Genomic DNA, 24,292 nt, shown 5'->3' on the forward strand with positions numbered 1-24,292 from the left:
CTACTGCGGGCGTGGAAACACCGTGCGGCTCTGGAGATGACGGCCGGCAGGATACCGGCCGTCAGGGGGAAAATTACTCTTTCACCGTATCTTCGAGGAAGAAGCGGCCCAGCGGGTTCTGATAGAAGCCCTTGATGTTTTTACGGCTGACGTTGCGGTACGGGCTGTAATACAGATCGATCCAGTTTACGTCGGCTTTTGCGATTTTCTGTAGATCGATGTACATCTGCTCACGTTTTTTAGGATCGACTTCCAGACGTGCCGCCGCGACCAGCGCTTTCACTTTCTCGTTGTGGTAACGCGTCATGTAGTTCATGTTCGCGTCGTGACCCAGCACGAAAGTGGTTTTCTGATCCGGGTCGAGCACATCGTTGGTCCAGTACATGACGGAAATATCATAGTCGCCGGATACCAGCATGCCCCAGCTCTGGCTCGGGTCCACTTTCTGCAACGTGACGGTCACACCGGCTTTAGCCAGCTGTTGCTGCAGCAGGATAGCGATTTGTTCGTCCACTTCATCGCCCGCGTTCACCACGTAGTTGAGCTTCAGATTGGACGCGCCCGCCTCTGCCAGCATTTTCTTGGCTTTTTCCACGTCATAAGGACGCTTCAGGTTGTTGGCATAGTGGTAAACCGCGCCGGCCGGAATGTAGGAATTCGCCACCTGGCCGTAGCCGAAGGTCACTGTTTTCACGATGGCATCTTTGTCGATGGCGTAGTCCAGCGCCTGACGCACTTCCACTTTCGACAGCAGGCCGTGTTCGTGGTTGATCAGCAGATGATCTTCACGCGTTGACGGGTCCAGATGGATGGCCAGGTTCGGATCTTTTTGCAGGGAGACGATGCGCGAAAACGGAACGTTGATCGCCGCATCCAGTTCGCCCGCCTGCACTTTCAGCATACGCGTGTTGTCATCCGGGATGGTCTGCCACTCAACGCCATCCAGAGAAACAGTGTCCGCACGCCAGTAATGCGGGTTTTTGACCAGCACCACGCGGTCGCCACGCAACCACTCTTTGATACTGAATGCGCCGGAGCCGACTGGTTTTTCCGCAAACGCTTCTTCGCCCATCGCCTTCATCGCTTTTTCAGAGATGATGGACGCATTCGGCAAAGCCAGCTGAGACAGGAAAGGAACGGACGGTGCTTTCAAGGTGATCACCAGCGTACGCGGGTCCGGCGCTTCCACTTTATCCATCACCATGAACGGGTCGCGCCACAGCGAGTTTTCATTGTCGCGCAGGCGCAGCAGGCTAAATGCGGCGTCGCTGGCCGTCACTGGCGTACCGTCAGAGAATACCGTGTCGCGGATTTTCAGCGTGTAGACTTTGCCGTCCGGAGAAATCGTCCAGCTTTCAGCCAGCGCAGGCTCCAGTTTGGTGCCGGTCTTGTCTACCCAGATCAGGCGGTCAAGCACGTTGGAAAACACCCAGTTGTCCTCATTCTGCGTGGTTCTAATCGGGTCAAAACTGGTGCTGTCCTCGCGTCGTCCAATCGTCAGCACGCCTGCCGCTTGCGCCATTTCACTTGCCACACAAGCCGCCAGCAAAAGCCCGGCGGCCGCAACCTTTAAGTATTTACGCTTCATCAAACATTCCCTCATTTAACGGATTAATGGCTTGTTCGCCTTTGTCGTCCAACACGCAGGCGAAGGTATGACCGACAATGTGTCGGGTCTCTGGCGGCGCGCCATGTTGGCAGCGCGACAACGCATAAGGACAGCGCGGGTGAAACGCGCAGCCTTCCGGCAAAGCCAGCGGGCTGGGCGGTTCGCCCGAAAGAGGATGGGCGGGCAGCGGCCGGTCGGGATCGATTTCCGGAATAGCCGTAATCAACGCCGCGGTGTAAGGATGGCGCGGATGAGTAAACACCGCCTCGACCGGACCCGACTCCACGATACGGCCCAAATACATAACGGCGACGCGGTCGCATAGGCGTCGCACTATCGCCAAATCGTGGGCGATAAACAGGATGGCGAGGCCCATTTTGTCCCGCAGATCCATCAGCAGGTTGATGATCTGCCCTTGAATGGAGACATCCAGCGCCGCCACGCACTCATCGGCGACGATCAGCCGCGGCTCCAATGCCAGCGCCCGGGCAATGCCGGCGCGCTGACACTGTCCGCCGCTTAGGGCGTCGGGCCGACGCAGGCCATGCTCTGGGTTCAGTCCCACCAAAATCAGCAGTTCTCTCACGCGTTCCTGGATCGCGGATTTCGGCACCTTATGATGCACGCGCAGCACCTCGGCGATGCTGTCGCCGATGGTCTGACGCGGATTCAAGGAGGAGAACGGGTCTTGAAAGATCATCGCCGTTTGCTGCCGCAACCGGGCGATCTCCTGTTTGCTGCCCTGCGTAATCGGCTCTCCGTCGAAGTACACGCGGCCGCCGACGGTCGGCTCCAGCTGGAGCAGGGCTCGCCCCAAGGTGCTTTTGCCGCTGCCGGACTCGCCGACCAGACCGAGTACTTCCCCGGCCTGAATGTGTAAGCTGACGCCGTTGACCGCGTGCAGACTCCGTTTATTAAAGAGAAAGCCGCCGACCGGGAAACTGACCTTCAGATCGTCCGCTGCCAGCAGCGGCGCCGTGGATTCAACCGGACTCACTATAGACTCTCCTCGTGGTTCAGCGTGGCGAACGGGTGGTGGCAGGCGGCGCCGTGCGCGTGATTTTGCATTTCACTGTACATATCGGGTCGTACCGCTTTGCAAATCTCGGTGGCGTAACGACAACGAGGATGGAATCGACAACCGCCGGGAAAATGTTCCGCGACCGGCGGTTGTCCTTTGATGGTTGCCATCTGTCCGCTTCCGCCGGCGCTGGCCGGCTGGCAGTCGATCAGTCCCTGCGTGTAGGGATGTAGGGCATCGCCCAGCACCTCGCGTTTGCCGCCCAGCTCACACAGCCGCCCGGCATACATCACGGCGATACGGTCGCAGGTCTGCGCCACGACGCCGAGGTCGTGCGTAATTAGAATAATCGCTACGCCGAGCCGGTCGCGCAAATCGCTCAGCAACCGCAGTATTTGCATCTGCACCGTCACGTCCAACGCCGTCGTCGGCTCATCGGCAATCAGGATTTTTGGCTCGGATGCGAGCGCCACGGCGATCATCGCCCGCTGACGCATCCCACCGGAAAATTCATGGGGATAGTTGTGTATCCGCCGTTCGGGGTCGGGGATCCCCACTTGCCGCAACAGCGCTACGGCATGCGCCTTCGCCTCGCGGCGGCTGGCGCCGAAGTGCAGACGCCGGCTTTCGGCAATTTGCGCGCCAACGGTCATGACCGGATTCAGGTGGCTGGTCGGATTCTGAAAAATCATGCCAATCTCTCGACCACGCACGGTAGACAGCTCTCGATCCGGCAACGAGAGTATATCGCGCCCGTTGAGATTAATTTCGCCGGAGACCACGCGCAGCGCCTCTCCAGGGAGCAGCCGCATCATCGCGCGGCAGGTTACTGTCTTGCCGGAGCCGCTCTCTCCCACCAGCCCGAGGATCTCGCCCTCGCGCAGCTGGAGTGAAACATCATCCACCAGCGCAATGCCCTGACGGTTGACGACTGTCAGATGTGATAACGCCAGTAATGTCATGGCCGTTCTCCCAATAGATCGCCCAGACCGTCCGCCAGCAGGCTGAAGCCCATCGCCAACAGCACAATCGCCAGCCCGGGAAACGTGGTGATCCACCAGGCGGTGGTAATAAAACTTTGCCCTTCGGCCACCATTACGCCCCATTCCGCCGTAGGCGGCTGTACGCCCAGTCCCAGGTAGCTGATCGCCGCGCCGTTGAGCAGCACCAGCACGCAGTCGGACATGGCGAAGACGACAGAGCCAGTTAGCGCGTTGGGCAACAGATGGACGAAGAGAATACGCGGATGGCTAAATCCCAGACTGCGCACCGCCAGCATAAAATCGCGGTGCTTTAACGACAGCACCTGAGCTCGCACCAGTCTGGCGTAAGTCACCCAGCCCACCATCGCCATCGCAATATAGAAGCTGGCTAATCCTGGCCCCAAGACCGCAATAATCGACAGCATCAGCACCAAAAACGGAAACGCCAGTATGATATCGATACACCGCATCAGTAGCGTATCCACCACGCCGCCGACGTAGCCGGAGAGCGCGCCAATCGAGGTACCGATCAAAAACGGAAATATCACGCCCAGCAGACAGATCTGCAGGTCCACGCGCGCCCCCCATATCACGCGAGAGAAAATATCGCGGCCGAAGTTATCGGTGCCGAACAGATGGCTAAGGCCCGGTGACAGCAAGCTGGCGGTAGGGTCCTGCGCAATCGGGTCGAACGGCGCGACCCACGGCGCGAACACGGCTAACAGCGTCCAAAGCCCGACGATCGTCAGACCGCCGCGCAATGCCAGACGGCGGGGGAACGCTAGCCACGACATCCGCCGCATCACAGGTGTCTGACTCATAGTTTGATCCTCGGGTCCAGCGCGACCGTGAGCAAATCGGCGACCAGGTTAACCGTGACGGTTCCCAGCGCAAACACCAGCACGACGCCCTGCACCACCATGTAGTCCCGGCTGAAAATTGCCTTGATTAACAGCTGTCCCATGCCGGGAATAGCGAATACGCTTTCAATCACCACGGTGCTGCCTATCAGCCAGCCGATATTAACCGCCAGCAGATTGATGGTCGGCACCAGCGAATTCGGCAAAATATGCCGCCAGAAAATACGCGACTCCGGTTGCCCGCGCGCGCGCGCGGCCGTCACATAGTCGCTTTTCATTTCCATCAGCAGGCTGGCGCGCAAGTTGCGGGTTAACACCGCAGACAGCGCCAACGCAACCGTCAGACATGGCAACACCATGTGATGCAGGCGATCCAGCAGATCGCGGCCATAACCGGAAACAGGGAACCAGCCCAGTTCGATGCTGAACAACAGGATCATCATGATGCCGAGCCAAAAAGCGGGGAATCCCAGACCGGCGGTGGAGAAAAGTCGAATCACCTGATCGGCCAATTTGCCGCGCCGCCGCGCCGCCCAGGACGCCAGCGGAATGGTGAGCAGCAGCGCTAAAACTACGCTACCCGCAATCAGCCAAATCGTCGGTTCAATACGCGAACTGATGACTTTCAGCGTATCGACTTTATAAACGATGGATTTGCCCAGCTCGCCGTGAAACAGATTACGAAGAAAATAGAAGTACTGTAACCACACCGGCTGGTCTAGCCCGTACTGTTCGCGCACCCGGGCCAGCGCGCCTGGCGTGGCCCGCACGCCGAGAAGAATTCGGGCCGGGTCGCCGGGGATCGCGCGCACCAAGGCGAAGGTGATGACGCTGATGCCGAAAAGCACCGGCAGCAGTTGCAGTGGCCTAAATAATATAAACCGATAACGATGCATACTAATTCCCTGTGTTTATGCTGGCGTATCTATTAATGACACCGCTAAGAACGGCTTGGCACAAACGGGTTGAGCCAGAAATCAAGCAACGCGCGGCGTGACCGGCAATAAAAAAACCGGCCGCATTAAGCGCGATTTGTCAGGGAGCCTACCAGGTCGTTTTTATTCAATAACGACTTACCAGAATGAAGGTCTGGTCGGTGAAAAGCATCATTTTTCAAATAGACGTGTACCCATACTCAAAAATGACCATTCACTTCAATAGTATGCCTTTTTTGTCTTCCCATTTCATTCAACATAAGGGTTTCTAATGAAAGAAAAACACAAAATATCACAAAACCCCCTGACAGACGGGAATCTACCCAATCATACCGGCAGTGAATAGTTAGCAAAAATGCTAGTTTTGCCTTAGCAAAAATGCTAGGTTACGCTTGGTTATTGACCGGGTTGAGGCCGAACATGCGCTCTGGCACCTGTACCGACCATCGTCCTCTTTTTAACGGGCTACATTTTGCGGAGGGTAATCATGGATAAGACTACTCAGCTTACCTCGTTGAAACGTTCAGCTACTTCACTGGACGACGCTTTTGATCACATGTTCGCGCAAACGTTACACCTCGGATTTGACCGAGTGATTTATGACTACGCTCCGGTTCCCCGGACAATGGACGGGACATTGATCAATCCTTCCCTGCTGCGCGTTAATAACGTGCCGGAAGACATGCCCTTGCAGTGGTTCGAAAATGGTTTCTTTCAGATGGATGTCGTACAGCATCACGCTCTGGAAACCTGTGCGCCATTTGTGTGGTCATATCAACGTCCTGAACGGACGCCGCTTCGCTCTCGTATCGGCGAAGAGCATCAGTGCGTCACGCATTATATGCGTGAAAACGGCATGCCATGCGGCGCGACCGTACCGTTACACCTGCCTCGCGGAGGCTTCGCCACCGTGACCGCCATTCTGAACAGCTCTCACGAAGAACAGGACATCAGCAGCACCTTATCCGATCTGACCTTTATTGCTCACCGTTTCCAGGAATCGGCATTTCCCCTGTTCAGCGAAGATCTGATGACCTGTCAGTACGTCCATCTGACCAAGCGAGAACGCGAATGCTTGGCGTGGTCGGCGGAAGGCCTGACGGCGAAAGAGATCGCCCGCAAACTGAACCGTTCGGTCGCGACCGTCACGCTGCATCTGAACAACGCCACCAAGAAACTAGGGGCGAATAATCGGGTGCAGGCCGTCGTTCGCGCCATGTACTATCACCTCCTCGATAGCTAAAACTATCTATTTTACTAGCTTTCCGCCTTCGCTGACGCGCCTTACTCTTAAGCCAGACTTAACAGACATAAGAGTGACCGTCATTTATGAACACTGTCAGCGAAGGCTTCGCCCCTTTTCTCCAGTATCAAACCTGGTACCGAATCACTGGTGATTTACATAATGGTATGACACCGTTGGTCGTTGTCCACGGCGGTCCCGGCTGCACCCACGACTACGTTGATTCATTTAAAGATATCGCCAACACAGGGCGTCCTGTCGTTCATTACGATCAGTTAGGTAATGGCCGTTCAACGCACTTACGGGAAAAACCAGCCGATTTCTGGCAGATCGCTTTGTTCCTTGATGAGCTGGATAACCTGTTAAAACATCTTAACATTCAGGACGACTATGCCCTGCTGGGTCAGTCCTGGGGCGGCATCTTGATTTCAGAACACGCCGTAAGATGTCCAACCGGTTTGAAAGCTATCGTTATCGCCAACTCGCCGGCGTCTATCCCGTTATGGCTGCAGGCCGCCGCGAAACTGCGCAACGAATTGCCAGAAGCGGTCCAGGCCACACTGCTGGAACATGAAACGGCGGGAACGGTGGATAGCGAAGCCTATCGCGAAGCATCACAGGTGTTTTATCAACGTCATGTCTGCCGCTTAAATCCGTGGCCGGCTGAGGTCACACACACCTTTAATGCTATCGATGAGGACCCTACGGTTTATCACGCTATGAATGGGCCGACAGAGTTCCATGTTATTGGCAGCTTGAAAGACTGGAGCATCATCGATCGTGTTAAAGCAATCAACGTCCCCGCCCTTCTGATCTCGGGGCGTTACGACGAAGCATCGCCAGAAACCATCCAACCTTTTGCAGACGGCATCACTGATGTTGAGTGGGTTATTTTTGAACACTCAAGCCATATGCCGCATGTCGAAGAGCGCGAAGAATGCATGAAAACCGTCGGTAGTTTTCTGCAGAAGAAGATTAGATAACATAAGAAGAAAGGCCAATACCAGGGAAGGCGACATTTTGTCGCCATTATAAAACGCGCCGGCGAAAACGGCCGGCGCGTTTCTTTTTTTGACGCGCGATTAAAGCGCCAGGCTTGACCATTAGGCCCCGAGATTAACCGCCTGCTACTTAAGCTCATGTGTTCAGGCTATCGATCTGCTCCTTACTCACTTCTGACAAGTTCGCCAAGGAACAGTACGATCTTGGTTACATCGGCATTTCTTTGTTCCTCACACGTCCGGTTGATTTTACCCTGCGCTTGTCGCTCTGCGATGGTGGGGTATCCGCGCCTCTCGCAAACGCCCCGGTCGCGCCATTGCTCCCCCCTTCCTCATTGACGAGGGATGGACAGGACCGATCCCTGTTTACAACTCAATCGGCACGTGCAGCATCAGCGTCGCCTCACGACCAGTCCTGAGCCTCTCGAACGGGCTGGCGACTGGTGGCGATACCGGAAAGCCACGCCAGCCGTCGTCAACAGATACACCACCATCCCCGCGGCCCCAAGATACACGACGAGTCCATTCACCCTGCTCAAGAACAGGCCCTGCGCTGGCTCTGAAACAGGAGTCCACCTCCAATACCTGCGAAAGCGACAACAGCACCGACGGATAGCTCATAGACCCGACTGATAGCGCAGATTACGCGCCAAGTCATGCAGAAATGGGTTGCTGAAGGTATTAGACACCGGCAACGCCACGCCCAACAGCATGGCGAAAATGAAGAAAACCACCATACGCGGCGTTTTGAACAGGGATAAAGCTAAACCTTCCAGCCCCCCCAGCGCGTTGAACAACGTACCGCCCCCCTTTGCGATACGGCGCGCGGCGTCAGCATCAGGGAGTACAACGCCAACAGCAGCGAACCCGCTCGCGCTCGTCGACACCTGTGGGCCATCCGGCTAAACGTCAAAAAGAGGTTTTCTTATCAAGAATTTTTTCTGCGGACACGAATAAATAGCATAAAGCTGATTAATATACGCGGGATGCCCCCTCGATATTCACGCCAGACTGGCGAGCGCCGGTGCGGCATCTTATGATGGCCGGCAGTTTGCCCAAGACGTGTTCCCGCCTCGCTCACTCGGACGAAGCCGTGTTGGACGCTCAAGGTGATACCTGTCGCCGTCTGGAGCAATTCGTATAACGCATTTATCGTGATAAGGAAGACACAACATGCACTCCCCCAGCACCCCATTGGACGCTGCCGCCGGCGCGCAACCCGGTTTCGATCTCGCCTCGCGTATTAATCGACTGCGCTCTTCCGCAGGGCTTTGGCGTTTTATCGCCCTGCTTTCGCTCGGGGGATTTTTCGAACTGTATGACCTCTTTCAAACCGCGTACATCAGCAGCGGACTGGTGGCCGAGCACATTTTTCACATGGGCAAAGAGGGTCTATTCCACATTACCGATCAGGCCAGCTTTGCATCGGCCACGTTTCTGGGGCTGTTCGTCGGCGCCAGCCTGCTGGCGCCGTGGGCCGACAGGCTGGGCCGCAAGATGACCTTCATGTATGCGCTGGCCTGGTACGGTGCGCTATCTTTCCTGATGGCGATGCAAAGCAGCGCAGAAGGCGTCATCCTGTGCCGCTTTCTGGTCGGCATAGGGCTAGGGATTGAACTGGTCACCATCGACGCCTATCTCAGCGAATGGATGCCAACCTCTCTGCGCAGCAAGGCATTCGCCTTTGCGTTCTTTATTCAATTTCTTTCGGTGCCGACGGTGGCGCTGATGTCCTGGTGGCTGGTTCCTCACGCCTTTTTCGAGATCAGCGGCTGGCGCTGGGTGGTTATCGCGGGCGCCGCCTGTTCGGTCGTGATCTGGGTGCTGCGCAAAAACCTGCCCGAGTCGGCCCGTTGGCTGGCGCAGCAAGGGCGACATGACGAAGCCCATCAGGTGTTATGCGATATGGAGCAACGTTGCGGCATGACGCCGCAGGGCCATTATGTACACGCTGAGAATACAGCGCAGGAACCGGCTCCGCGCGGCAAATTCCGCGATATCTGGGCGCCCGAATATCGCCAGCGCACGCTGATGCTGGTCGCCATGAATTTCTTCCAGTCCATTGGGTTCTTTGGCTTCGGCAACTGGCTGCCCTCGCTGTTGTCCGGACAAGGCGCGGGGGTTACCCAGAGCCTGTTTTTCGCCTTTTTCATCACGCTGGCCTATCCCATCGGCTGCCTGTTGTGCAGCCTGTACATAGGACGCTTCGAGCATAAATGGCAGATTGTCGGTTCGTGTCTAATGACCGTCGTGTTCGGCTTGCTGTTCACCCAGCAGACGCATCCGCTGCTGCTCATCGCCTGCGGCTTCCTCATCACCTACTCCAACGCCTGGCTGACAATTAGCTACCACGCCTATCAGGCCGAGATTTTCCCGACGCGCATTCGCGCGCGGGCCGTCGGCTTTTGTTACTCATTTAGCCGGCTGTCGACCGCCTTCACCAGCATCCTGATTGGGCTGTTATTGCAGCATGTGGGCAGCGTCAGCGTCGTTATCTTCATCGTATTCAGTATGCTGATGGTGATGCTGTCGGTGGGCGTCTGGGGGCCGAAAACGCGCGGCATTAATCTGGATAATGTCTGACAAACATCAGCGGGCGTCCTGGTGGGCGCCCGCCCTTCTGTCAGTGTTTAATCATGATGTGTCGTACGACCGTATAATCCTCCAACCCATACATCGACATATCTTTGCCGTAACCGGACTGTTTCTGGCCCCCGTGCGGCATTTCGTTGACCAGCATGAAGTGCGTATTTACCCAGGTGCAGCCGTATTGCAGTCGCGCGCTCAGACGATGCGCCCGGCCTAAATCCCGTGTCCAGACGGAGGAAGCCAGCCCGTACGTCGAGTTATTGGCCCACGCCAACACTTCAGACTCATCGTTGAACGCCGTCACGCTGACCACCGGCCCGAACACCTCCTTCTGGACGATCTCATCCTCCTGCAACGCCCCGGCCAGCAGCGTCGGCTGGAAGTAATACCCCGCGCCCGCGACTTTTTCCCCGCCGGTCACCACCGAAATATGCGGCAGCGCCTTCGCCCGTTCGACGAATCCGGCAACACGGTCGCGATGCGCGGCGGTGATCAACGGCCCCAGCTCCGTGGTTTCATCCTCCGGAGACCCCACTTTGAGTGATGCAATCGCCTCGCCCAACGCCGCCACCAGCCGATCGTAAATCCCCTTCTGGGCATAGACGCGACAGGCGGCGGTACAGTCCTGTCCGGCATTGTAGAAGCCGAAGTTGCGGATCGCCTCGACAGCCGCCGGGATATCCGCGTCGTCAAAGACGATGACCGGCGCTTTGCCGCCCAGTTCCATATGCGTGCGTTTTACCGAAGCCGACGTATGGCGAATGATGTGCTGCCCGGTCGGAATAGAGCCGGTCAACGATACCATGCGCACCTTGTCATGAGCGGTCAGGACATCACCGACGGTAGGTCCGTCCCCAAACACGACGTTCAGCACGCCATCAGGCAGAATACCGACCGCCAGTTCGGCCAGTTTCAGCGTCGTCAGCGGTGTTTGCTCTGAAGGTTTTATGACGGCGCAGTTGCCTGCCGCCAGCGCCGGCCCCAACTTCCAGGCGGCCATCATCAGCGGATAGTTCCAGGGCGCTATGGAGGCGACGACGCCCAGCGGATCGCGACGGATCATCGACGTGTGTTCCTCCAAGTACTCCCCGCTGGCCATCCCGTTCATACAGCGACAGGCGCCCGCGAAGAAGCGGAAGACATCCGCGACCGCCGGGATTTCATCGTTCAGTACGGCATGATACGGCTTGCCGCAGTTGAGCGACTCCAGACGCGAGAAGGTCTCTGCGTTTTCTTCGATACAGTCCGCTATTTGCAGCAGGTAGTCCGCACGCGTTTTCGGCGTGGTCTGTCCCCAGGAGGCGAAAGCCCGATCGGCGCTTTCCACTGCCAGCGCAACCTGCGCCGATGAAGCCTGGGCAATGTGCGCGATTTCCTCTCCGGTGGCCGGATTATAGACCGGCAGCGTACTGCCTTCGCCGGCGACTAAACGTCCGTTGATCACCATTTTTGTCTGCATCATTTTGTCCTCAGTCATGGTTTCGCGTCACAGCACGCACGCTGTGACGTTCATTTTCAGCGGCCTGCGGGCTATTTGCCGTCGCCGGACACCTCTGTGGTTTCTTTTGTGAGATACCAGGCCCCCAAAATCGGGATCATGGTCAAGACCATCAGGCACAGCGCCACAACGTTGGTCACCGGCACGTCGCGCGGCCGCCCAAGTTGATTCAACAGCCAAATCGGCAAGGTACGCTCATGACCTGCGGTAAACGTCGTGACGATAATTTCATCAAAGGACAGCGCGAAGGCCAGCATCCCGCCTGCCAGCAGCGCCGTCGCCAGATTGGGAAGCATGACGTATCGGAAGGTCTGCCAGCCGTCGGCGCCCAGATCCATCGACGCCTCGATCAGAGAGTGGGAAATGCGCCGGAACCGGGCAATGGCATTGTTGAACACAATCACAATGCAAAACGTGGCGTGGCCGATGACGATCGTCATCATGCCTGGCTCGATGTCCGCCGCGTGGAAAGCGGCCAGCAGTGCCAGACCGGTGATAATGCCCGGCAACGCCAGCGGCAGCATCAACATCAGCGTAATGCTGTTCTTTCCGAAAAAATCCCGACGATACAGCGCGGCGGCGGCCAGCGTGCCAAGCACCAGCGCAATCAGCGTGGAAAGACCGGCGATCTGCAACGACAGACTGACGGACTCGACAATATCCCGCCGCTCCGCCGCGAGTTGGAACCAACGGAGCGTGAAGCCTTTAGGCGGGAAGCTGAACGCCGCCTCTTCGGTATTGAACGCGTAAACGGCGATGATCAGCAGCGGAACGTGCAGAAACAGCAGTCCGCCCCAGGCCGCCAGCCGGAGCAGTAACGGCGCGCGTTTAGAGTGCATCGAAGGCCCCCAATCGTTTTACCAGAGAGAGATAAAGGGCAATTAAGACAATCGGCACCAGCGTGAATGCGGCCGCCATAGGCAGGTTGCCGATGGCGCCCTGCTGGGAATACACCATGTTGCCGATGAAATAGCCCGGTGGCCCGACCAGCTGCGGCACGATAAAGTCACCCAGTGTGAGTGAAAACGTGAAGATAGAACCGGCGGCGATGCCCGGCACTGCCAGCGGCAGGATGACATAGCGGAAGGTCTGCTGCGGCTGAGCGCCTAAATCCTCCGAGGCCTGAATGAGTGACACCGGCAGGCGTTCCAGCGCCGCCTGGATCGGCAGGATCATAAATGGCAGCCAGATATAGACGAACACCAGAAAACGCCCCAGTCCGGAGGTCGAGAGCGTGTTACCGCCGATGCCCGGCAGTAGCAGCAGGCTATTCAAGCCCCCTTCCAGCCCGAGGTGACGCAAAAACCACTGAATGACGCCATCCCGCGACAACAGCAGCGTCCAGGCATAGGCCTTAACGATATAACTGGCCCACATCGGCATCATCACCGCGACATAGAAAAAGGCTTTCTGCTTACCCCGCGTATAGCGCGCCATATAATAGGCAATGGGGAACGCTATCACGGCGCTGAACAGCGTGACGCACACAGCCATTACCACCGTGCGCGCGATAATGTCGTAATTCGTCGGGCTGAACAGCGCCGCGATGTTCGCCAGCGTCAGCGTCGGCGACACCGTCATCGTGAAATCGTCAAAGGTATAAAACCCCTGCCACAGCAGCGTCAGAAGCGAACCCAGATAGACGGCGCCGAACCACAGCAGCGGCGGCGCCAGCAGCAGCGCCAGATAAAAACCCGGACGCCGATAGAAAAAGTCGAATAGTCGATGCAACGCGCCTCGACGAACGGCGGGAACCAAGATGTCTGCGGTCGTCATCTCAGCCCACCTCCTGCAGCGCGACCATAGCGCTACGCGCCCAACAGGCGATGAGCGGTTGGCCGATCGTCCAGGCGGGAAGAGTGGAGATACGCTGATGGTTGGTTTCGCTTACCAGCAGACGCTCGCCGGTTTCCAGCATCAGCTCGTAGCGGGTCGCGGCCCCCTGATAGTGAATATCCTTAATCTGCGCCGAGACGCAAATATCCTCCGCGTCCGGCGCGGATTCCAGCAGGCGAATGTGTTCCGGGCGAACGGCGACACGCGCCGCCGCGCCGGTCAGCCGCAGCGCCTGCTCTGCCGACAGCACGTTGGACGTGCCGACAAACTCCGCCACAAACGGCGTCCTGGGGTTCATGTACAGCTCGCGCGGCGTATCCACCTGCTCGATGCGGCCGTTATTAAACACTGCAACCCGATCGGACATCGACAAGGCTTCGCTCTGATCGTGCGTCACGAAAATAAAGGTGATGCCGAGCTGGCGCTGGAGCGTCTTGAGTTCGCCCTGCATCTGCTCGCGCAGTTTGAGGTCCAGCGCGCCGAGCGGCTCATCGAGCAGCAGCACGCTGGGCTGATTGACCAACGCGCGCGCCAGCGCCACGCGCTGACGCTGGCCGCCGGACAGCTGAGCCGGTTTTCGCTCCGCGACAAACCCGAGCGCCACCCGTTCCAGCGCCTCCTGCGATCGGGCGCGACGTTCGCTTTTACCTACGCCCTTCACACGCAGCCCGTAGGCTACGTTATCCAGCACGGTCATATGTGGAAACAGCGCGTAATCCTGAAATACGGTATTTACATCACGCTGATAGGGCGCCAGCCCGGTGGCTTCACGTCCGTGAATGCGGATGGAACCTGAGGAAATCTGTTCGAAGCCGGCGATCAGTCTCAAAGAGGTGGTTTTTCCAGAACCGGACGGGCCGAGCATGGAAAAGAATTCGCCCTCTTTGATGTCGATGGAAACATGATCCACGGCCCGGACATCCCCAAAGAATCGGGATACGTTAATTAATTCCACAGCGTTGGGCATAATAAACTCCTGGCTGATTGGGCTATTCATTGCAGGAATGAAAATCCAATCAAAAATAAAACTAAAACGGCAAACCAATAACGAAAGTGATTTGAATTAAAGAAATTGAACGATTAACCCCTCAGCCGTGAAATAATGAATTTGATTACATCGGCCGAAAGTCTCCTGTTATTTTCTCCATGCGTTAAATCTAACGGCCGCCCATAATGGCAATATAATCTTGGGTCCAGCGGCTGTAAGGGACGTATTTTCCACCTTCTGACTGCGGCGTTTTCCAGAATGCGATTTTATCGAACTGCGTTGCGCCGTTATTTTCACACCCTTCGGCTCCCAGCAGCGCATTGCCTTTACAGGCGGCCGGTACAGCCGGTACGGAGCCGAACCAGGCGGCGACATCGCCCTGCACTTTAGGCTGTAGCGACCAGTTCATCCATTTGTAAGCGCATACCGGATGTTTGGCGTCCGACGCCAGCATGGTGGTGTCCGCCCACCCGGTCACGCCCTCTTTCGGCAATACGGTTCCAATCGGCTGCCCTTCGCTCTTGAGCGCATTCGCCTGATACGGCCAGGCGCTCGATGCCGCCACACCCTCATTTTTGAAATCGCTCATCTGAACGGAGGTGTCGTGCCAATAGCGATGAATCAGCGCGTGTTGGCTGCGTAGCAGCGTCAGCGCCGCCTGATACTGAGGCTCGGTCAGTTGATAAGGGTCGGAAATACCCAGCTCAGGCTGCGTGTGTTTCAGGTACAACGCGGCATCGGCAATATAGATAGGGCCATCGTAAGCCTGCACCCGTCCCTGATTCGCTTTACCGTCGGGCAGCGTCTGCGCAGTAAACACCACCGACCAGCTTTCTGGCGGCGATGGGAAAACCTTGGTGTTATACATCAGCAGGTTAGGCCCCCACTGATACGGGGTGCCATAGATTTTGCCGTCGACCGTGTACCACGGCGCATTGATCAACCGCGGGTCGAGGCTTTTCCAGTTGGGGATAGCGGCAGGCTCAATCGGCTGGACACGCTTGCCATAGATCAGTCGCAGCGAGGCGTCGCCGGAGGCCGTCACCAGATCGTATCCCCCTTTCGCCATCAGGCTGACCATTTCATCCGACGTCGCCGCGGTTTTGACATTGACCTCGCAGCGGGTTTCCTGTTCGAACTGCGTGACCCAATCATAGTTTTTATCGCTTTGCCCCCGTTCGATATAACCAGGCCAGGCAACAATATCGAGACGTCCTTCCCCTTGGGCGGATAATTCCGGCGCGCTCGCGTGGGCTATATTCAACGCACATAAAACGCTCAGACAAATAGCGGACAATGACGTCCCGGTGTAATATTTTTCCATACTGTTCCCCCGTCAAGATTGGCTTATTTGTGGCACAGCAACCCCACCCATTTTTTATTATCTGCGCCTGCGTTTTATAATAAGAAAATACTATCGCCAGAATGCGCCATTAAAATTGTCGTTTAAATTTGGCCATAATATGCCGAACCACGGTGTAACTTTGTAATGAATAACTCGAAAGATCATTGCCATATCCAGAACGCTTTAATCCTCCGTGCGGCATTTCGCTAACAAGCGAAAAATGGCTATTAATCCATGTCGTCCCGTATTGCAAACTGGCGGCTACCTGCATGGCGGTATCGATATTCTGCGTCCAGACCGATGACGCCAGCCCATACTCCGATTCGTTCGACCACAGCAGCGCTTCTTCGAGCGACGTAAACCGGGTGACGCTGACCACCGGGCCGAAGACCTCCCTCTGCACAATCTCGTCGCTTTGCAGGCAACCCGCTAACAGCGTCGGCGGGTAGTAAAAGCCAGGGCCATCCACCGCGTCTCTGCCCGTGATGCGTTCTATGTGCGGTTGACTCAGCGCGCGTTCGACGAAACTGGAAACCCGGTCGCGCTGGCGGGCGCTGATCAGCGGTCCCAAATGGTTGTCTTCATCTCGCGGCTGCGCCAGACGCAGACGGGACACCGCGGCTCCGAGCGCGTCAACCAGCTGCCTATAGATGCCCGCCTGTGCGTACACCCGACAGGCGGAGGTACAGTCCTGTCCCGCGTTATAATAACCCCAGGTGGCGATCGCATTGACGGCATCATCAATATCCGCGTCGTCACAGACGATAACCGGCGCTTTACCCCCCAGCTCCAGGTGAGTGCGCTTCACGTTGCTGACGGCGGCGTTCAAAATTCGCTGACCGGTCACAATATCACCGGTCACGGACACCATCCGAACTTTCTGATGATTGACCAGCGCGCTGCCGGCGCTTTCGCCGCTGCCGCTGATGATATTCAGCACCCCCGGCGGCAGTAACGTATTCAAAGTAGGCGCCAGCGCCAGTATGCTCAGCGGCGTGTGTTCGGAAGGCTTGAATACGACGGTGTTGCCCGCCGCCAGCGCCGGCGCGATTTTCCAGGCCGCCATCATCAGCGGATAATTCCACGGCGCGATGGAGGCCACGACGCCAACGGGATCCCGGCGAATCATGGACGTATGCCCGTCCAGATACTCTCCCGCCAACTGTCCCTGCTGGCAACGCACCGCGCCAGCAAAAAAGCGAAAGACATCGACGGCGGCGGGAAGATCATCGTTGAGCGCCTGATATAACGGTTTGCCGCAGTTAATGGCCTCCAGCTGCGCCAGCGACGCGGCCTGTTGCTCTATCGCTTCCGCAATTCGCAACAGCGCAATGGCGCGCTGCGCGGGTGTGGTCCTGGCCCATGCGGGGAACGCTCGCTGAGCCGCCTCCACCGCCTCATCGATCTGGGCGGCGGACGTTTCTCCCAGTCTGGCGACGATCTCCCCATTAGCGGGATTAACGATGTCCTGCATCGTTCCTTCGCCCTCAATCAACTGCCCATCAATCAGTTGCCTGCTGGAAAAGCGGGCAATAATTTCCTCATCCGACATCGCGTTTCCCTGTCTCTAATTCCGCGCCCCGGAAGGGAATTGCGCATAAAACCGACGCCATCGTAGCGTGAGATATGACGTTTGAAACACAATAAGGAAACTCGGCGGGCGCCAACCACTATTAATTATTGAATGCAGCATTCGAATAAATCGAATGCTGTTTGATTTTCATGCAGAAAGGATTACGAACTTTTGCGCAACCCGCTGTTTTCGCGGGCCACGCTGAGAAAGGGGGAAACCAGTTTCGGCCGTGTACTACCACGACGCCAGGCCATACCGATTTCTAATGGCTCGATAGGATCGGTCAATTTGCACGCTTCTATCATATTTCCTTCCAGCGACCAGGCGCGATAAGTCATGTCCGGAAGGATGGAAAGCCCCATCCCGGCCGCGACGAGGCTTCGCACGGCTTCAGTCGAAGTGGTCTTCATGGCGATTTCCGGTTTCAGACTGGCTTTACGCCATATCCGCCGGGCGTGGATATCCATTTCATCCACATTGAGTTGAATCAGCGGCTCCGTCACTACATCGGCCAGGCTGATACTCTCGCGCTCTAACAGTGGATGCAGCGGCGGCAGCCACAGGCGGTACGGCGAATGACAAAGCACTTCGGTCTGCAAAGCATCGCGATCTTCGAGATTGGAGAGGATGAGCACGCCGATGTCGATCTCGCCGCTCACCAGCAGATGTTCGATGTAGCGGCGCTCATCCTCCACCACCTGCACCACCACATTGGGATAGGCGTCTTTGAAATGCTTGAGCAGGTCGACCAGAAAATAGCCCGCCACCAGGCTTGTCACGCCCACGGTCAGGGAGCCGGTGACGCTTTCAGTACCGGTTCTCAGGCTACGGGTGGCGTTTTCCACCGTCGCCAGAATCAGGTAGGACTGACGTAAAAACTGATGCCCCTGATGCGTCAGCGTCATGCCCTTGGCATGACGTTCGAACAACCGCACCCCGGTTTCTGTTTCCAATTGCTGAATGGCCAGCGTGAGGGACGACTGTGAAACAAAGGCCGTTTGGGCGGCGGCCGAAATGGAGCCGGTCTCGGCAACCGCGATAAAGTGCCGAATTTGACGTAGCGTTAACATACTCGCCAAGCGCCTCTTTATAATGAGTCAATGGTCAATAGATATCACGCCATTCGTTTTATCGAAAGCACCGTCATTTTATGAACGCGCCACGTTTCCCTCTTTCGTCATCGAGCCTTGATTCGACGCGCTGCGTACCACCGCCACGAAATACAGCCGCCGTTAATACTCTGTCCTCGTAGCGGATAAAAACGCACCACCGAATACGAGAACGCCTTAGTCCGCGACGATCGACACGTTGATTGTCCTCGCAACGGCGTTTAGCGCCATAAATCACTGGCCTGCGATTTATATCTTTTTGACGTAATGCATTGCCAGATTCGTGCTTTTGATTCGCGAGCCGGCGTTGTTATAAGTGGGCTATCTCTATCACCGCCAGCGAGACTCTGCACATGATGGCTATCCAGGCACCGCAAACCTACCTCAACCGTGACGGGTTGATCAGCGAATTGGGCGACTTTATCGAGCCGCTAGCCTCACGCATTCTCATCATCACCGGCACTCAAGCCTGGCAGGCGACGTCTCAGGCTATAGAGTCCAGCCTGCGCCAACACAACATCCTGTACGAAGTGGCCTTCCAGCAAGGTCCGTGTACTCATCAGGCTATCGACCAACTGGCGACGGCGGCCAGAACGTGGAACGCCGAGCTGATTCTGGGCGTCGGCGGCGGCCGGGCGCTGGACTGCGCGAAGGCCGTCGGCGACCTCCTCGGTCAACTGCCGGTGGTCGCCGTCCCGACCATTGCCGCCACCTGTGCCGCCTGGTCGCCGATCAGCGTGATCTATGACGGCAGAGGCGCGCATGTCGCCCCCTTGCCGTTGAAACGACTGCCGGTGTGGGTCCTGGTGGACAGTGAGGTGATAGCACGCAGTCCCGCACGCTATCTCAAAGCCGGCATCGTGGATGCGCTCGCGAAGTGGTACGAGTTCCAACCTTATTTGCAGGCGGATACCACATCGCTGGCGCTGATGTTGAAGGCGCAGGCCGCGGGTCTGGCGCTGGAAACCTTTAACCGTCACGGCGACCAGGCGCTGAAGGATATTGAAGCGCAGCGCGTCACGAGCGCGCTGCGGCAGGTCATCGACGCCAATATTGCGCTGGCGGGACTAGCGAATAGCATGAAGGACGATGTGGCCCGCGTCGGCGTCGCACACGCCATTCATAACAGCATGACCCGCCTGCCCGAGCTGCATCACTGGCTGCACGGCGAGAAAGTGGGTTTCGGGCTGGTGGTTCAGGCGCTGCTCAATACCGAGCGGGAAGAGGAGAGGCAGCCGCTGCTGGCACTGCTGTCCCGCTTCGGCAGTCCGTTGACGTTAACCCAGTTGGGGCTGGCGGAAAAACCGGAGCAAGTACAAAGTATTGCGCGCCATGTGCGCATTCGTTCCGCCACGCTCCTGCCTTTCGCCGTGGATAGCGATGCGATACTGAAAGCGCTGTGGAAGACCGAGCACCTGACGGCCGTCACCGCTTAACGTAAATCGCCCCCTGCTTCTGGACCTCGGCGGTGGCGGCAGAGCGCCACTCCGCCACCGCCCTATGACGACAGACACCGAAACCAACCGAAGACGTGTGCGTCAAAATCCCGTAAACAACGTCAAACTTGCTAAGGCGTCGGCCTTTGCCCACGACTCCGCTGCCCGCATTGTTAAGCCCGTCAGGTCCCACCAACGCCCTCTCACCCTTATCGACGGAGATTGTCTGCGCGCTGGCCGCATCATTGACCGTTCCAAATCGCCCTGCGTCGGGCGTTTCGTCAGGCGCACACGCTGTAAACGATGTTCATCACTGAGCGATTGAAACGATTTATCCTTCCGCTGACACTGGATACCTCATGTTTTCGCTCTGTATCTCCGCTATATTATCTGTGGTTCCGGACCCGACAACGTGTAAAACTTCGATGCAGAATCAAGTTCTATCCACTATGTAACCGTTATCACCCGTGGCGGCGAGGAGAGGATACAACCTGGTTTTTATCTGGAACCCATCGTTCAATTATGCAGGAGGCGTAATACATGCAGAGGAAAAAGAAGATAGGGTACACGATAGCTGCCGTCATCGTGTTGCTGGCGCTGATCGGGGTCCTCCTGTTCAGAGACAGCAGCGATGCGTTATGGAAAACGGTTACCGAGCAGTGCGTTCCCAATCAGCAGCAGGGCCGTCCCGCGCCTTGTCTTGCGGTCAATAGCCATACTCAATCCGCGCTACTAAAAGACAAAAATGGTCCTCACCACGACCTACTGATCCCGACGGAGAAAATCTCCGGGATCGAAAGCCCGGCGTTGCAAGCGCATAGCACTCCCCCCTTTTTCGCTGCCGCCTGGGAGGCCCGTAAGCATCTTTCCACCGAAGCGGGCAAATCGCTGCCGGATGATATTCTCGTGCTGGCCGTCAACTCACGCTATGCGCGCACGCAGGAACAGCTACACATCCATATTTCCTGCCTGCGGCCCGAAGCCTACCAGACGCTGCGCGAGCAGGGTAATACCCTGTCGACCGACTGGCAGCCACTGGGCGAAGAACTGCGTGGACATCGCTATCTGGCGAAGAAGCTGACCACGCAGGATTTGACGCGAGACGATCCGTTCAAAGAGCTTTACGCCTATGTACAGCGTCAGGGAGATAGCCTAGACAACTACGGACTGGCGCTGACCGTCACGCCCGATGGAGAGAAACTGCTGCTGGCTAACCGGGGCGCACGCTTCGCCTTTAACCGCGGCTCGACCTCTGAGCTGATCGACACCCAGTGCTCGCTGGCACATTAATCGATGACGGGATCCGTTACCGGGTCCCGTATTTTTTTCAGGCCATCGCCTGCGACATGAGCGCGAACGCCCGAGGCCCCTTGGCATCGTTCTTCCACGGTTCGCCGCGCACCATCACCACCGGCGTATCCACCTGCGTCAGTCCGTAGCAAGATAACTCTCCGCCCAGCCCCTGAGCCGCATCCGTATCGATACGCACAAAATCGCGCACTCTGTCCTGCATGAGCTGTGCGACGATCCGCAGCGCATCCGGCAAGCGCCTGGCGATGACCGGACCGACTGTCCAGCCGCGTCCGAAACGACGGCTGGCGCCCCACCCGACAATGCGATCGTCCTCTTCCAAAATCCAGAGTTCGGCATGATGGAACAGATAGGATACAAGCGTCGACCGCATCAGACCGTTGGCCTGCCTATCCTGTTCAATTAATACGGGGAGATCCTCCTCGCGGGCGAGGCGAAGACGCTGTCCGGCCGAGCTATGCACGCGCGGGGCCGCCTGTAGACAAGGCGTCTGAAACTGCTGGGTTTTACCGATCGCCCTAAAGCCCAACGACTGATACAGGGGGAGTCCGGCGACAGTGGCATGCAGCCTGAGCTGTCGGTCGCCCAGTGCTGCCATTTTCTGTTCCAGCAGGAGTCGGCCAATGCCCCGCCCCTGAAATTTATCCTCGACCACAATCAAACCGAGGGTGGCCCATTCCGCGCCCCAACGCCAGCTCAGCGCCGTGCCTACCACCTGCCCGTCACACTCGGCGACCATCCCCTCGCCGAGCCGCAACGCTTCCTGCCAGTCCTCCACCCGATGCGGCCAGTGAAGCTGCTGGGTAAGCCGATAACCGGCCGAAGCGTCGGCTTGCATCATCGGCCGCAACATAATGTCCATTCCCCTTATCCTCTCATTAGGCTGACGTTGCGTTGGTGTCGTTTCTCGGACAACGCTCCAAGTCAAAACCGATTAGAGAACGCTGCCCCAGGCATCCGCCCGTCGATGAATCACTTTGCGAACCTATCCGAAGCCTCGTCCAAACGCAATGCCGCGATGTCCGCGGTCAGCGCGTTGATAGATACCGCTCGCGCCTTGCCAAGAATAGCTGAACTGGCATAAGGCGATTTTTGCATCGCCCCTCCGAGAAGGCCGAGCTCTGCGACCGCGTTTATGTCTCAACAATAGGGAATGTCATGGCCGAAAACGGCATACTTACCGGATAAACGTAATTTGCACGGTGAATGTTGAGGTGCGCTGCATACCCGCCATCAGCTCAACAAAAACTAAGCAATAATTTGCTTATTATCATCGTTCACAACTGATTTATCTTTATGGCCTTATTTTATCTCACCGGACATAACTTTCCCTCTCTAATAAAAAAGGATATTATTATGAGAATTGAATCGCCGAAAAATTAAGTCTCTAATAACATAACCACTAATCAAAACCGGATTATATCTAAGCCTAATGCTACAAGGAGTGTAATATTATGGTCCAACGAACGGTAGCATCCACCCATTATTTTGAGATGATATACAAAACCTTGAAAATAATCCCAATCGGTGATCTTTTTCTCGCGCAGGGAACTCCATTGCGGCAGAGGAAACCCGATAAAGGCCGAAGATATCAGACGCGTTCAGCAAGGCCGAAAAGCAAAGAATCAGTTTACTGTCAAAAGCAGCCTACCAAACACCCTTACCTCATCGCCAATACTTTCGAACGCGTTTTCTCTGTAAACGATTCCACAATTTACTTCTCGTTTATTTTATTACCATTAATAGTGTTTTATTCTCTTTACCCTCAGGCTCTGCTTAGGCATTATTTTCGGGCAAAAGTCACCACCGGTTCCCCCCCTTTATTTTCACTTTAACGATGTGAGTTCTATGAAAATCAATTATTTTATACACGATACGATTAAGCCTTATTTCACACTATCGCCTCACCCTCTTTGTCGAGCGATGATTAAACCGCGTACAAAATTCAAGACAAAGAAGATATGGACTCGTCACGAAGATGCGATGCGCCGGGAGGAAAAGACGGGTCACCGTGGGCCGCTGATTATGCGGTCACGGCGCTGGAAATATTTCGCCAACGGGGAATTCTATTTGCTGTACAGTCGACGTCAGCAGCAGGCCGCCAACGGGGTGACTCCACAGGGTGAGAGGGGGATCACGGATGCACTCAAAAAGTGGACTCAAAGCCACCTCAACCTGCTGCCGAGCACGCTGGCTCTCAGACCAGTCGAGGGATCCCATGACTGACGTTAACTGGACCCTGTTTCTCATCGCCTCATTTACCTTTTGCGCCATTCCCGGAAAAGATGTGCGGTGCATTACCGGTAACTTTGATCGGTTTGGCAAGAAAGCCGCGCTGAGCGGAATCGTCGGTCTGGCGCTGGGGTACTCTTGCTATGTCATTTTATCCTGGCTGATCGTCAGCTTCACGCTGGCGGCTTCCCCCGTCGTGCTGACCGTCCTCAAGCTGTTGGGCGCCTTGTTTCTAATCTGGGAAGGTAGTCGCATTTACCGCATGCCCCCGGCGTCGCGTTATTTGTCTAAATATACGAAGATGACGACGGCACATCCGTCATCCTTTTTTCTACAGGGGACAACCCGCAGCCTCCAGAACCTCCAGGCGGGCCTCTTTTCTCTCTCCTTCTTTTCCCAGTTCATGACCCCGAACAGCTCTGGCGATATGTTTATTCTAATGGGAACGCTGTTTTGCCTGGGGACTTCCGCTTTCAATCTGGCGTATTGCTACTTGTCTCCCTGGCTTAAGAGGTTGTCCGTCAACGACATCGACTTTTTCCTTTCCAAGGTCCCGGCAATGCTGATGTTGGCTATCGGCAGTTGGATGACATGTGAAATTGCCTGGGAGGTCATGCCGGAGTAGCGAGAAGAGGACAAACGCCTCGCGATGCGCCAGCCGGTTGACTGTCGGGCGCATCGCGCGGCGCTCGTTAAATAGAAGATCGACCGTTCCATCAGGGA

Annotated in this window: 21 protein-coding genes; 7 read left to right on the forward strand and 14 right to left on the reverse strand. The window is 56.6% G+C overall.

Annotated elements, in window-relative coordinates; all coding sequences use genetic code 11:
* Positions 1 to 73 precede the first annotated feature (73 nt).
* The 5 genes from BLU64_RS05375 to BLU64_RS05395 are packed head-to-tail and all read right to left on the reverse strand — an operon-like array spanning position 74 to position 5,369.
* A complete protein-coding gene (locus tag BLU64_RS05375; protein ID WP_074728065.1) occupies positions 74 to 1,588 on the reverse strand; it encodes an ABC transporter substrate-binding protein in 1,515 nt (504 codons plus the stop codon).
* Positions 1,578 to 2,606, reverse strand: coding sequence for an ABC transporter ATP-binding protein (locus BLU64_RS05380; RefSeq protein ID WP_036152279.1), 1,029 nt, complete (start codon positions 2,604 to 2,606; stop codon positions 1,578 to 1,580). Before BLU64_RS05380 ends, BLU64_RS05375 begins: the two co-directional genes overlap by 11 nt.
* A complete protein-coding gene (locus BLU64_RS05385) occupies positions 2,606 to 3,592 on the reverse strand; it encodes an ABC transporter ATP-binding protein (RefSeq protein ID WP_026741582.1) in 987 nt (328 codons plus the stop codon). The genes BLU64_RS05380 and BLU64_RS05385 overlap by 1 nt, the downstream gene beginning before the upstream one ends.
* Complete coding sequence (locus tag BLU64_RS05390; RefSeq protein ID WP_036152277.1) at positions 3,589 to 4,434, reverse strand: ABC transporter permease; 846 nt, start codon at positions 4,432 to 4,434, stop codon at positions 3,589 to 3,591. Before BLU64_RS05390 ends, BLU64_RS05385 begins: the two co-directional genes overlap by 4 nt.
* The gene (locus BLU64_RS05395; protein WP_036152274.1) at positions 4,431 to 5,369 is read right to left on the reverse strand and encodes an ABC transporter permease; all 939 of its coding nucleotides are present in this window, start codon (positions 5,367 to 5,369) and stop codon (positions 4,431 to 4,433) included. Before BLU64_RS05395 ends, BLU64_RS05390 begins: the two co-directional genes overlap by 4 nt.
* Before the next feature lie 526 nt (positions 5,370 to 5,895).
* Between BLU64_RS05395 and BLU64_RS05400 the strand changes: the two genes are divergently transcribed.
* Entirely contained in the window at positions 5,896 to 6,651 is a 756-nt protein-coding gene (locus BLU64_RS05400) for a LuxR family transcriptional regulator (protein WP_051625423.1), read from the forward strand.
* An 86-nt stretch (positions 6,652 to 6,737) separates the two neighbouring features.
* The gene (locus tag BLU64_RS05405; protein ID WP_026741578.1) at positions 6,738 to 7,634 is read left to right on the forward strand and encodes a proline iminopeptidase-family hydrolase; all 897 of its coding nucleotides are present in this window, start codon (positions 6,738 to 6,740) and stop codon (positions 7,632 to 7,634) included.
* Between the two features lie 635 nt (positions 7,635 to 8,269).
* Here the strand turns inward: BLU64_RS05405 and BLU64_RS17580 are convergent.
* Positions 8,270 to 8,539 carry a hypothetical protein gene (locus BLU64_RS17580; protein ID WP_026741577.1) on the reverse strand — a complete coding sequence of 90 codons (270 nt, stop codon included), beginning with the start codon at positions 8,537 to 8,539 and terminating at the stop codon, positions 8,270 to 8,272.
* Positions 8,540 to 8,825: 286 nt separating this feature from the next.
* Here BLU64_RS17580 and BLU64_RS05415 point away from each other — a divergent pair, with 286 nt between their 5' ends.
* The gene (locus BLU64_RS05415) at positions 8,826 to 10,235 is read left to right on the forward strand and encodes an MFS transporter (protein WP_026741576.1); all 1,410 of its coding nucleotides are present in this window, start codon (positions 8,826 to 8,828) and stop codon (positions 10,233 to 10,235) included.
* Positions 10,236 to 10,275: 40 nt separating this feature from the next.
* Here the strand turns inward: BLU64_RS05415 and patD are convergent, their stop codons facing one another.
* From patD to BLU64_RS05450, 7 genes are all read right to left on the reverse strand, one after another.
* Positions 10,276 to 11,700 (reverse strand): aminobutyraldehyde dehydrogenase, encoded by a 1,425-nt coding sequence (patD, locus tag BLU64_RS05420; protein WP_074728205.1) that lies wholly within the window; start codon positions 11,698 to 11,700, stop codon positions 10,276 to 10,278.
* A 71-nt stretch (positions 11,701 to 11,771) separates the two neighbouring features.
* Entirely contained in the window at positions 11,772 to 12,578 is an 807-nt protein-coding gene (locus BLU64_RS05425) for an ABC transporter permease (RefSeq protein WP_026741574.1), read from the reverse strand.
* A complete protein-coding gene (locus BLU64_RS05430; RefSeq protein ID WP_074728067.1) occupies positions 12,568 to 13,515 on the reverse strand; it encodes an ABC transporter permease in 948 nt (315 codons plus the stop codon). The genes BLU64_RS05425 and BLU64_RS05430 overlap by 11 nt, the downstream gene beginning before the upstream one ends.
* A 1-nt stretch (position 13,516) precedes the next feature.
* Positions 13,517 to 14,542 (reverse strand): ABC transporter ATP-binding protein, encoded by a 1,026-nt coding sequence (locus BLU64_RS05435; protein ID WP_026741572.1) that lies wholly within the window; start codon positions 14,540 to 14,542, stop codon positions 13,517 to 13,519.
* A gap of 190 nt (positions 14,543 to 14,732) precedes the next feature.
* A complete protein-coding gene (ydcS, locus tag BLU64_RS05440) occupies positions 14,733 to 15,887 on the reverse strand; it encodes a putative ABC transporter substrate-binding protein YdcS (RefSeq protein WP_026741571.1) in 1,155 nt (384 codons plus the stop codon).
* Positions 15,888 to 15,996: 109 nt separating this feature from the next.
* Entirely contained in the window at positions 15,997 to 17,460 is a 1,464-nt protein-coding gene (locus BLU64_RS05445; protein WP_026741570.1) for a gamma-aminobutyraldehyde dehydrogenase, read from the reverse strand.
* 182 nt (positions 17,461 to 17,642) lie between these two features.
* The gene (locus BLU64_RS05450) at positions 17,643 to 18,551 is read right to left on the reverse strand and encodes a LysR substrate-binding domain-containing protein (protein WP_026741569.1); all 909 of its coding nucleotides are present in this window, start codon (positions 18,549 to 18,551) and stop codon (positions 17,643 to 17,645) included.
* 392 nt (positions 18,552 to 18,943) lie between these two features.
* On the opposite strand from BLU64_RS05450, the gene BLU64_RS05455 reads away from it, so the two are divergent.
* Both BLU64_RS05455 and BLU64_RS05460 read left to right on the forward strand, forming a co-directional pair.
* Complete coding sequence (locus tag BLU64_RS05455; RefSeq protein ID WP_026741568.1) at positions 18,944 to 20,026, forward strand: iron-containing alcohol dehydrogenase family protein; 1,083 nt, start codon at positions 18,944 to 18,946, stop codon at positions 20,024 to 20,026.
* Between the two features lie 540 nt (positions 20,027 to 20,566).
* Entirely contained in the window at positions 20,567 to 21,316 is a 750-nt protein-coding gene (locus BLU64_RS05460) for a CDP-diacylglycerol diphosphatase (RefSeq protein ID WP_074728069.1), read from the forward strand.
* Between the two features lie 37 nt (positions 21,317 to 21,353).
* Here BLU64_RS05460 and BLU64_RS05465 read toward each other — a convergent pair whose 3' ends face one another.
* Positions 21,354 to 22,199 (reverse strand): GNAT family N-acetyltransferase, encoded by an 846-nt coding sequence (locus BLU64_RS05465; protein WP_026741566.1) that lies wholly within the window; start codon positions 22,197 to 22,199, stop codon positions 21,354 to 21,356.
* A 986-nt stretch (positions 22,200 to 23,185) separates the two neighbouring features.
* Between BLU64_RS05465 and BLU64_RS17390 the strand changes: the two genes are divergently transcribed.
* Together BLU64_RS17390 and BLU64_RS05475 are read left to right on the forward strand one after the other, a co-directional pair.
* On the forward strand, positions 23,186 to 23,563 hold the full coding sequence (locus BLU64_RS17390) for a hypothetical protein (RefSeq protein ID WP_026741564.1): 378 nt from the start codon (positions 23,186 to 23,188) through the stop codon (positions 23,561 to 23,563).
* On the forward strand, positions 23,556 to 24,194 hold the full coding sequence (locus BLU64_RS05475) for a LysE family translocator (protein WP_026741563.1): 639 nt from the start codon (positions 23,556 to 23,558) through the stop codon (positions 24,192 to 24,194). The genes BLU64_RS17390 and BLU64_RS05475 overlap by 8 nt, the downstream gene beginning before the upstream one ends.
* Positions 24,195 to 24,292: the final 98 nt, after the last annotated feature.

Source organism: Lonsdalea quercina (assembly GCF_900107885.1).
Taxonomy (GTDB): Bacteria; Pseudomonadota; Gammaproteobacteria; order Enterobacterales; family Enterobacteriaceae; genus Lonsdalea; species Lonsdalea quercina.

Coding starts and splice junctions, on each gene's coding strand:
- BLU64_RS05375 (WP_074728065.1), bottom strand. CDS start 1,588: ATGAAGCGTAAATACTTAAAGGTTGCGGCCGCCGGGCTTTTGCTGGCG.
- BLU64_RS05385 (WP_026741582.1), bottom strand. CDS start 3,592: ATGACATTACTGGCGTTATCACATCTGACAGTCGTCAACCGTCAGGGC.
- BLU64_RS05390 (WP_036152277.1), bottom strand. CDS start 4,434: ATGAGTCAGACACCTGTGATGCGGCGGATGTCGTGGCTAGCGTTCCCC.
- BLU64_RS05395 (WP_036152274.1), bottom strand. CDS start 5,369: ATGCATCGTTATCGGTTTATATTATTTAGGCCACTGCAACTGCTGCCG.
- BLU64_RS05400 (WP_051625423.1), top strand. CDS start 5,896: ATGGATAAGACTACTCAGCTTACCTCGTTGAAACGTTCAGCTACTTCA.
- BLU64_RS05405 (WP_026741578.1), top strand. CDS start 6,738: ATGAACACTGTCAGCGAAGGCTTCGCCCCTTTTCTCCAGTATCAAACC.
- BLU64_RS05415 (WP_026741576.1), top strand. CDS start 8,826: ATGCACTCCCCCAGCACCCCATTGGACGCTGCCGCCGGCGCGCAACCC.
- patD (WP_074728205.1), bottom strand. CDS start 11,700: ATGCAGACAAAAATGGTGATCAACGGACGTTTAGTCGCCGGCGAAGGC.
- BLU64_RS05425 (WP_026741574.1), bottom strand. CDS start 12,578: ATGCACTCTAAACGCGCGCCGTTACTGCTCCGGCTGGCGGCCTGGGGC.
- BLU64_RS05430 (WP_074728067.1), bottom strand. CDS start 13,515: ATGACGACCGCAGACATCTTGGTTCCCGCCGTTCGTCGAGGCGCGTTG.
- BLU64_RS05435 (WP_026741572.1), bottom strand. CDS start 14,542: ATGCCCAACGCTGTGGAATTAATTAACGTATCCCGATTCTTTGGGGAT.
- ydcS (WP_026741571.1), bottom strand. CDS start 15,887: ATGGAAAAATATTACACCGGGACGTCATTGTCCGCTATTTGTCTGAGC.
- BLU64_RS05445 (WP_026741570.1), bottom strand. CDS start 17,460: ATGTCGGATGAGGAAATTATTGCCCGCTTTTCCAGCAGGCAACTGATT.
- BLU64_RS05450 (WP_026741569.1), bottom strand. CDS start 18,551: ATGTTAACGCTACGTCAAATTCGGCACTTTATCGCGGTTGCCGAGACC.
- BLU64_RS05455 (WP_026741568.1), top strand. CDS start 18,944: ATGATGGCTATCCAGGCACCGCAAACCTACCTCAACCGTGACGGGTTG.
- BLU64_RS05460 (WP_074728069.1), top strand. CDS start 20,567: ATGCAGAGGAAAAAGAAGATAGGGTACACGATAGCTGCCGTCATCGTG.
- BLU64_RS05465 (WP_026741566.1), bottom strand. CDS start 22,199: ATGGACATTATGTTGCGGCCGATGATGCAAGCCGACGCTTCGGCCGGT.
- BLU64_RS17390 (WP_026741564.1), top strand. CDS start 23,186: ATGAAAATCAATTATTTTATACACGATACGATTAAGCCTTATTTCACA.
- BLU64_RS05475 (WP_026741563.1), top strand. CDS start 23,556: ATGACTGACGTTAACTGGACCCTGTTTCTCATCGCCTCATTTACCTTT.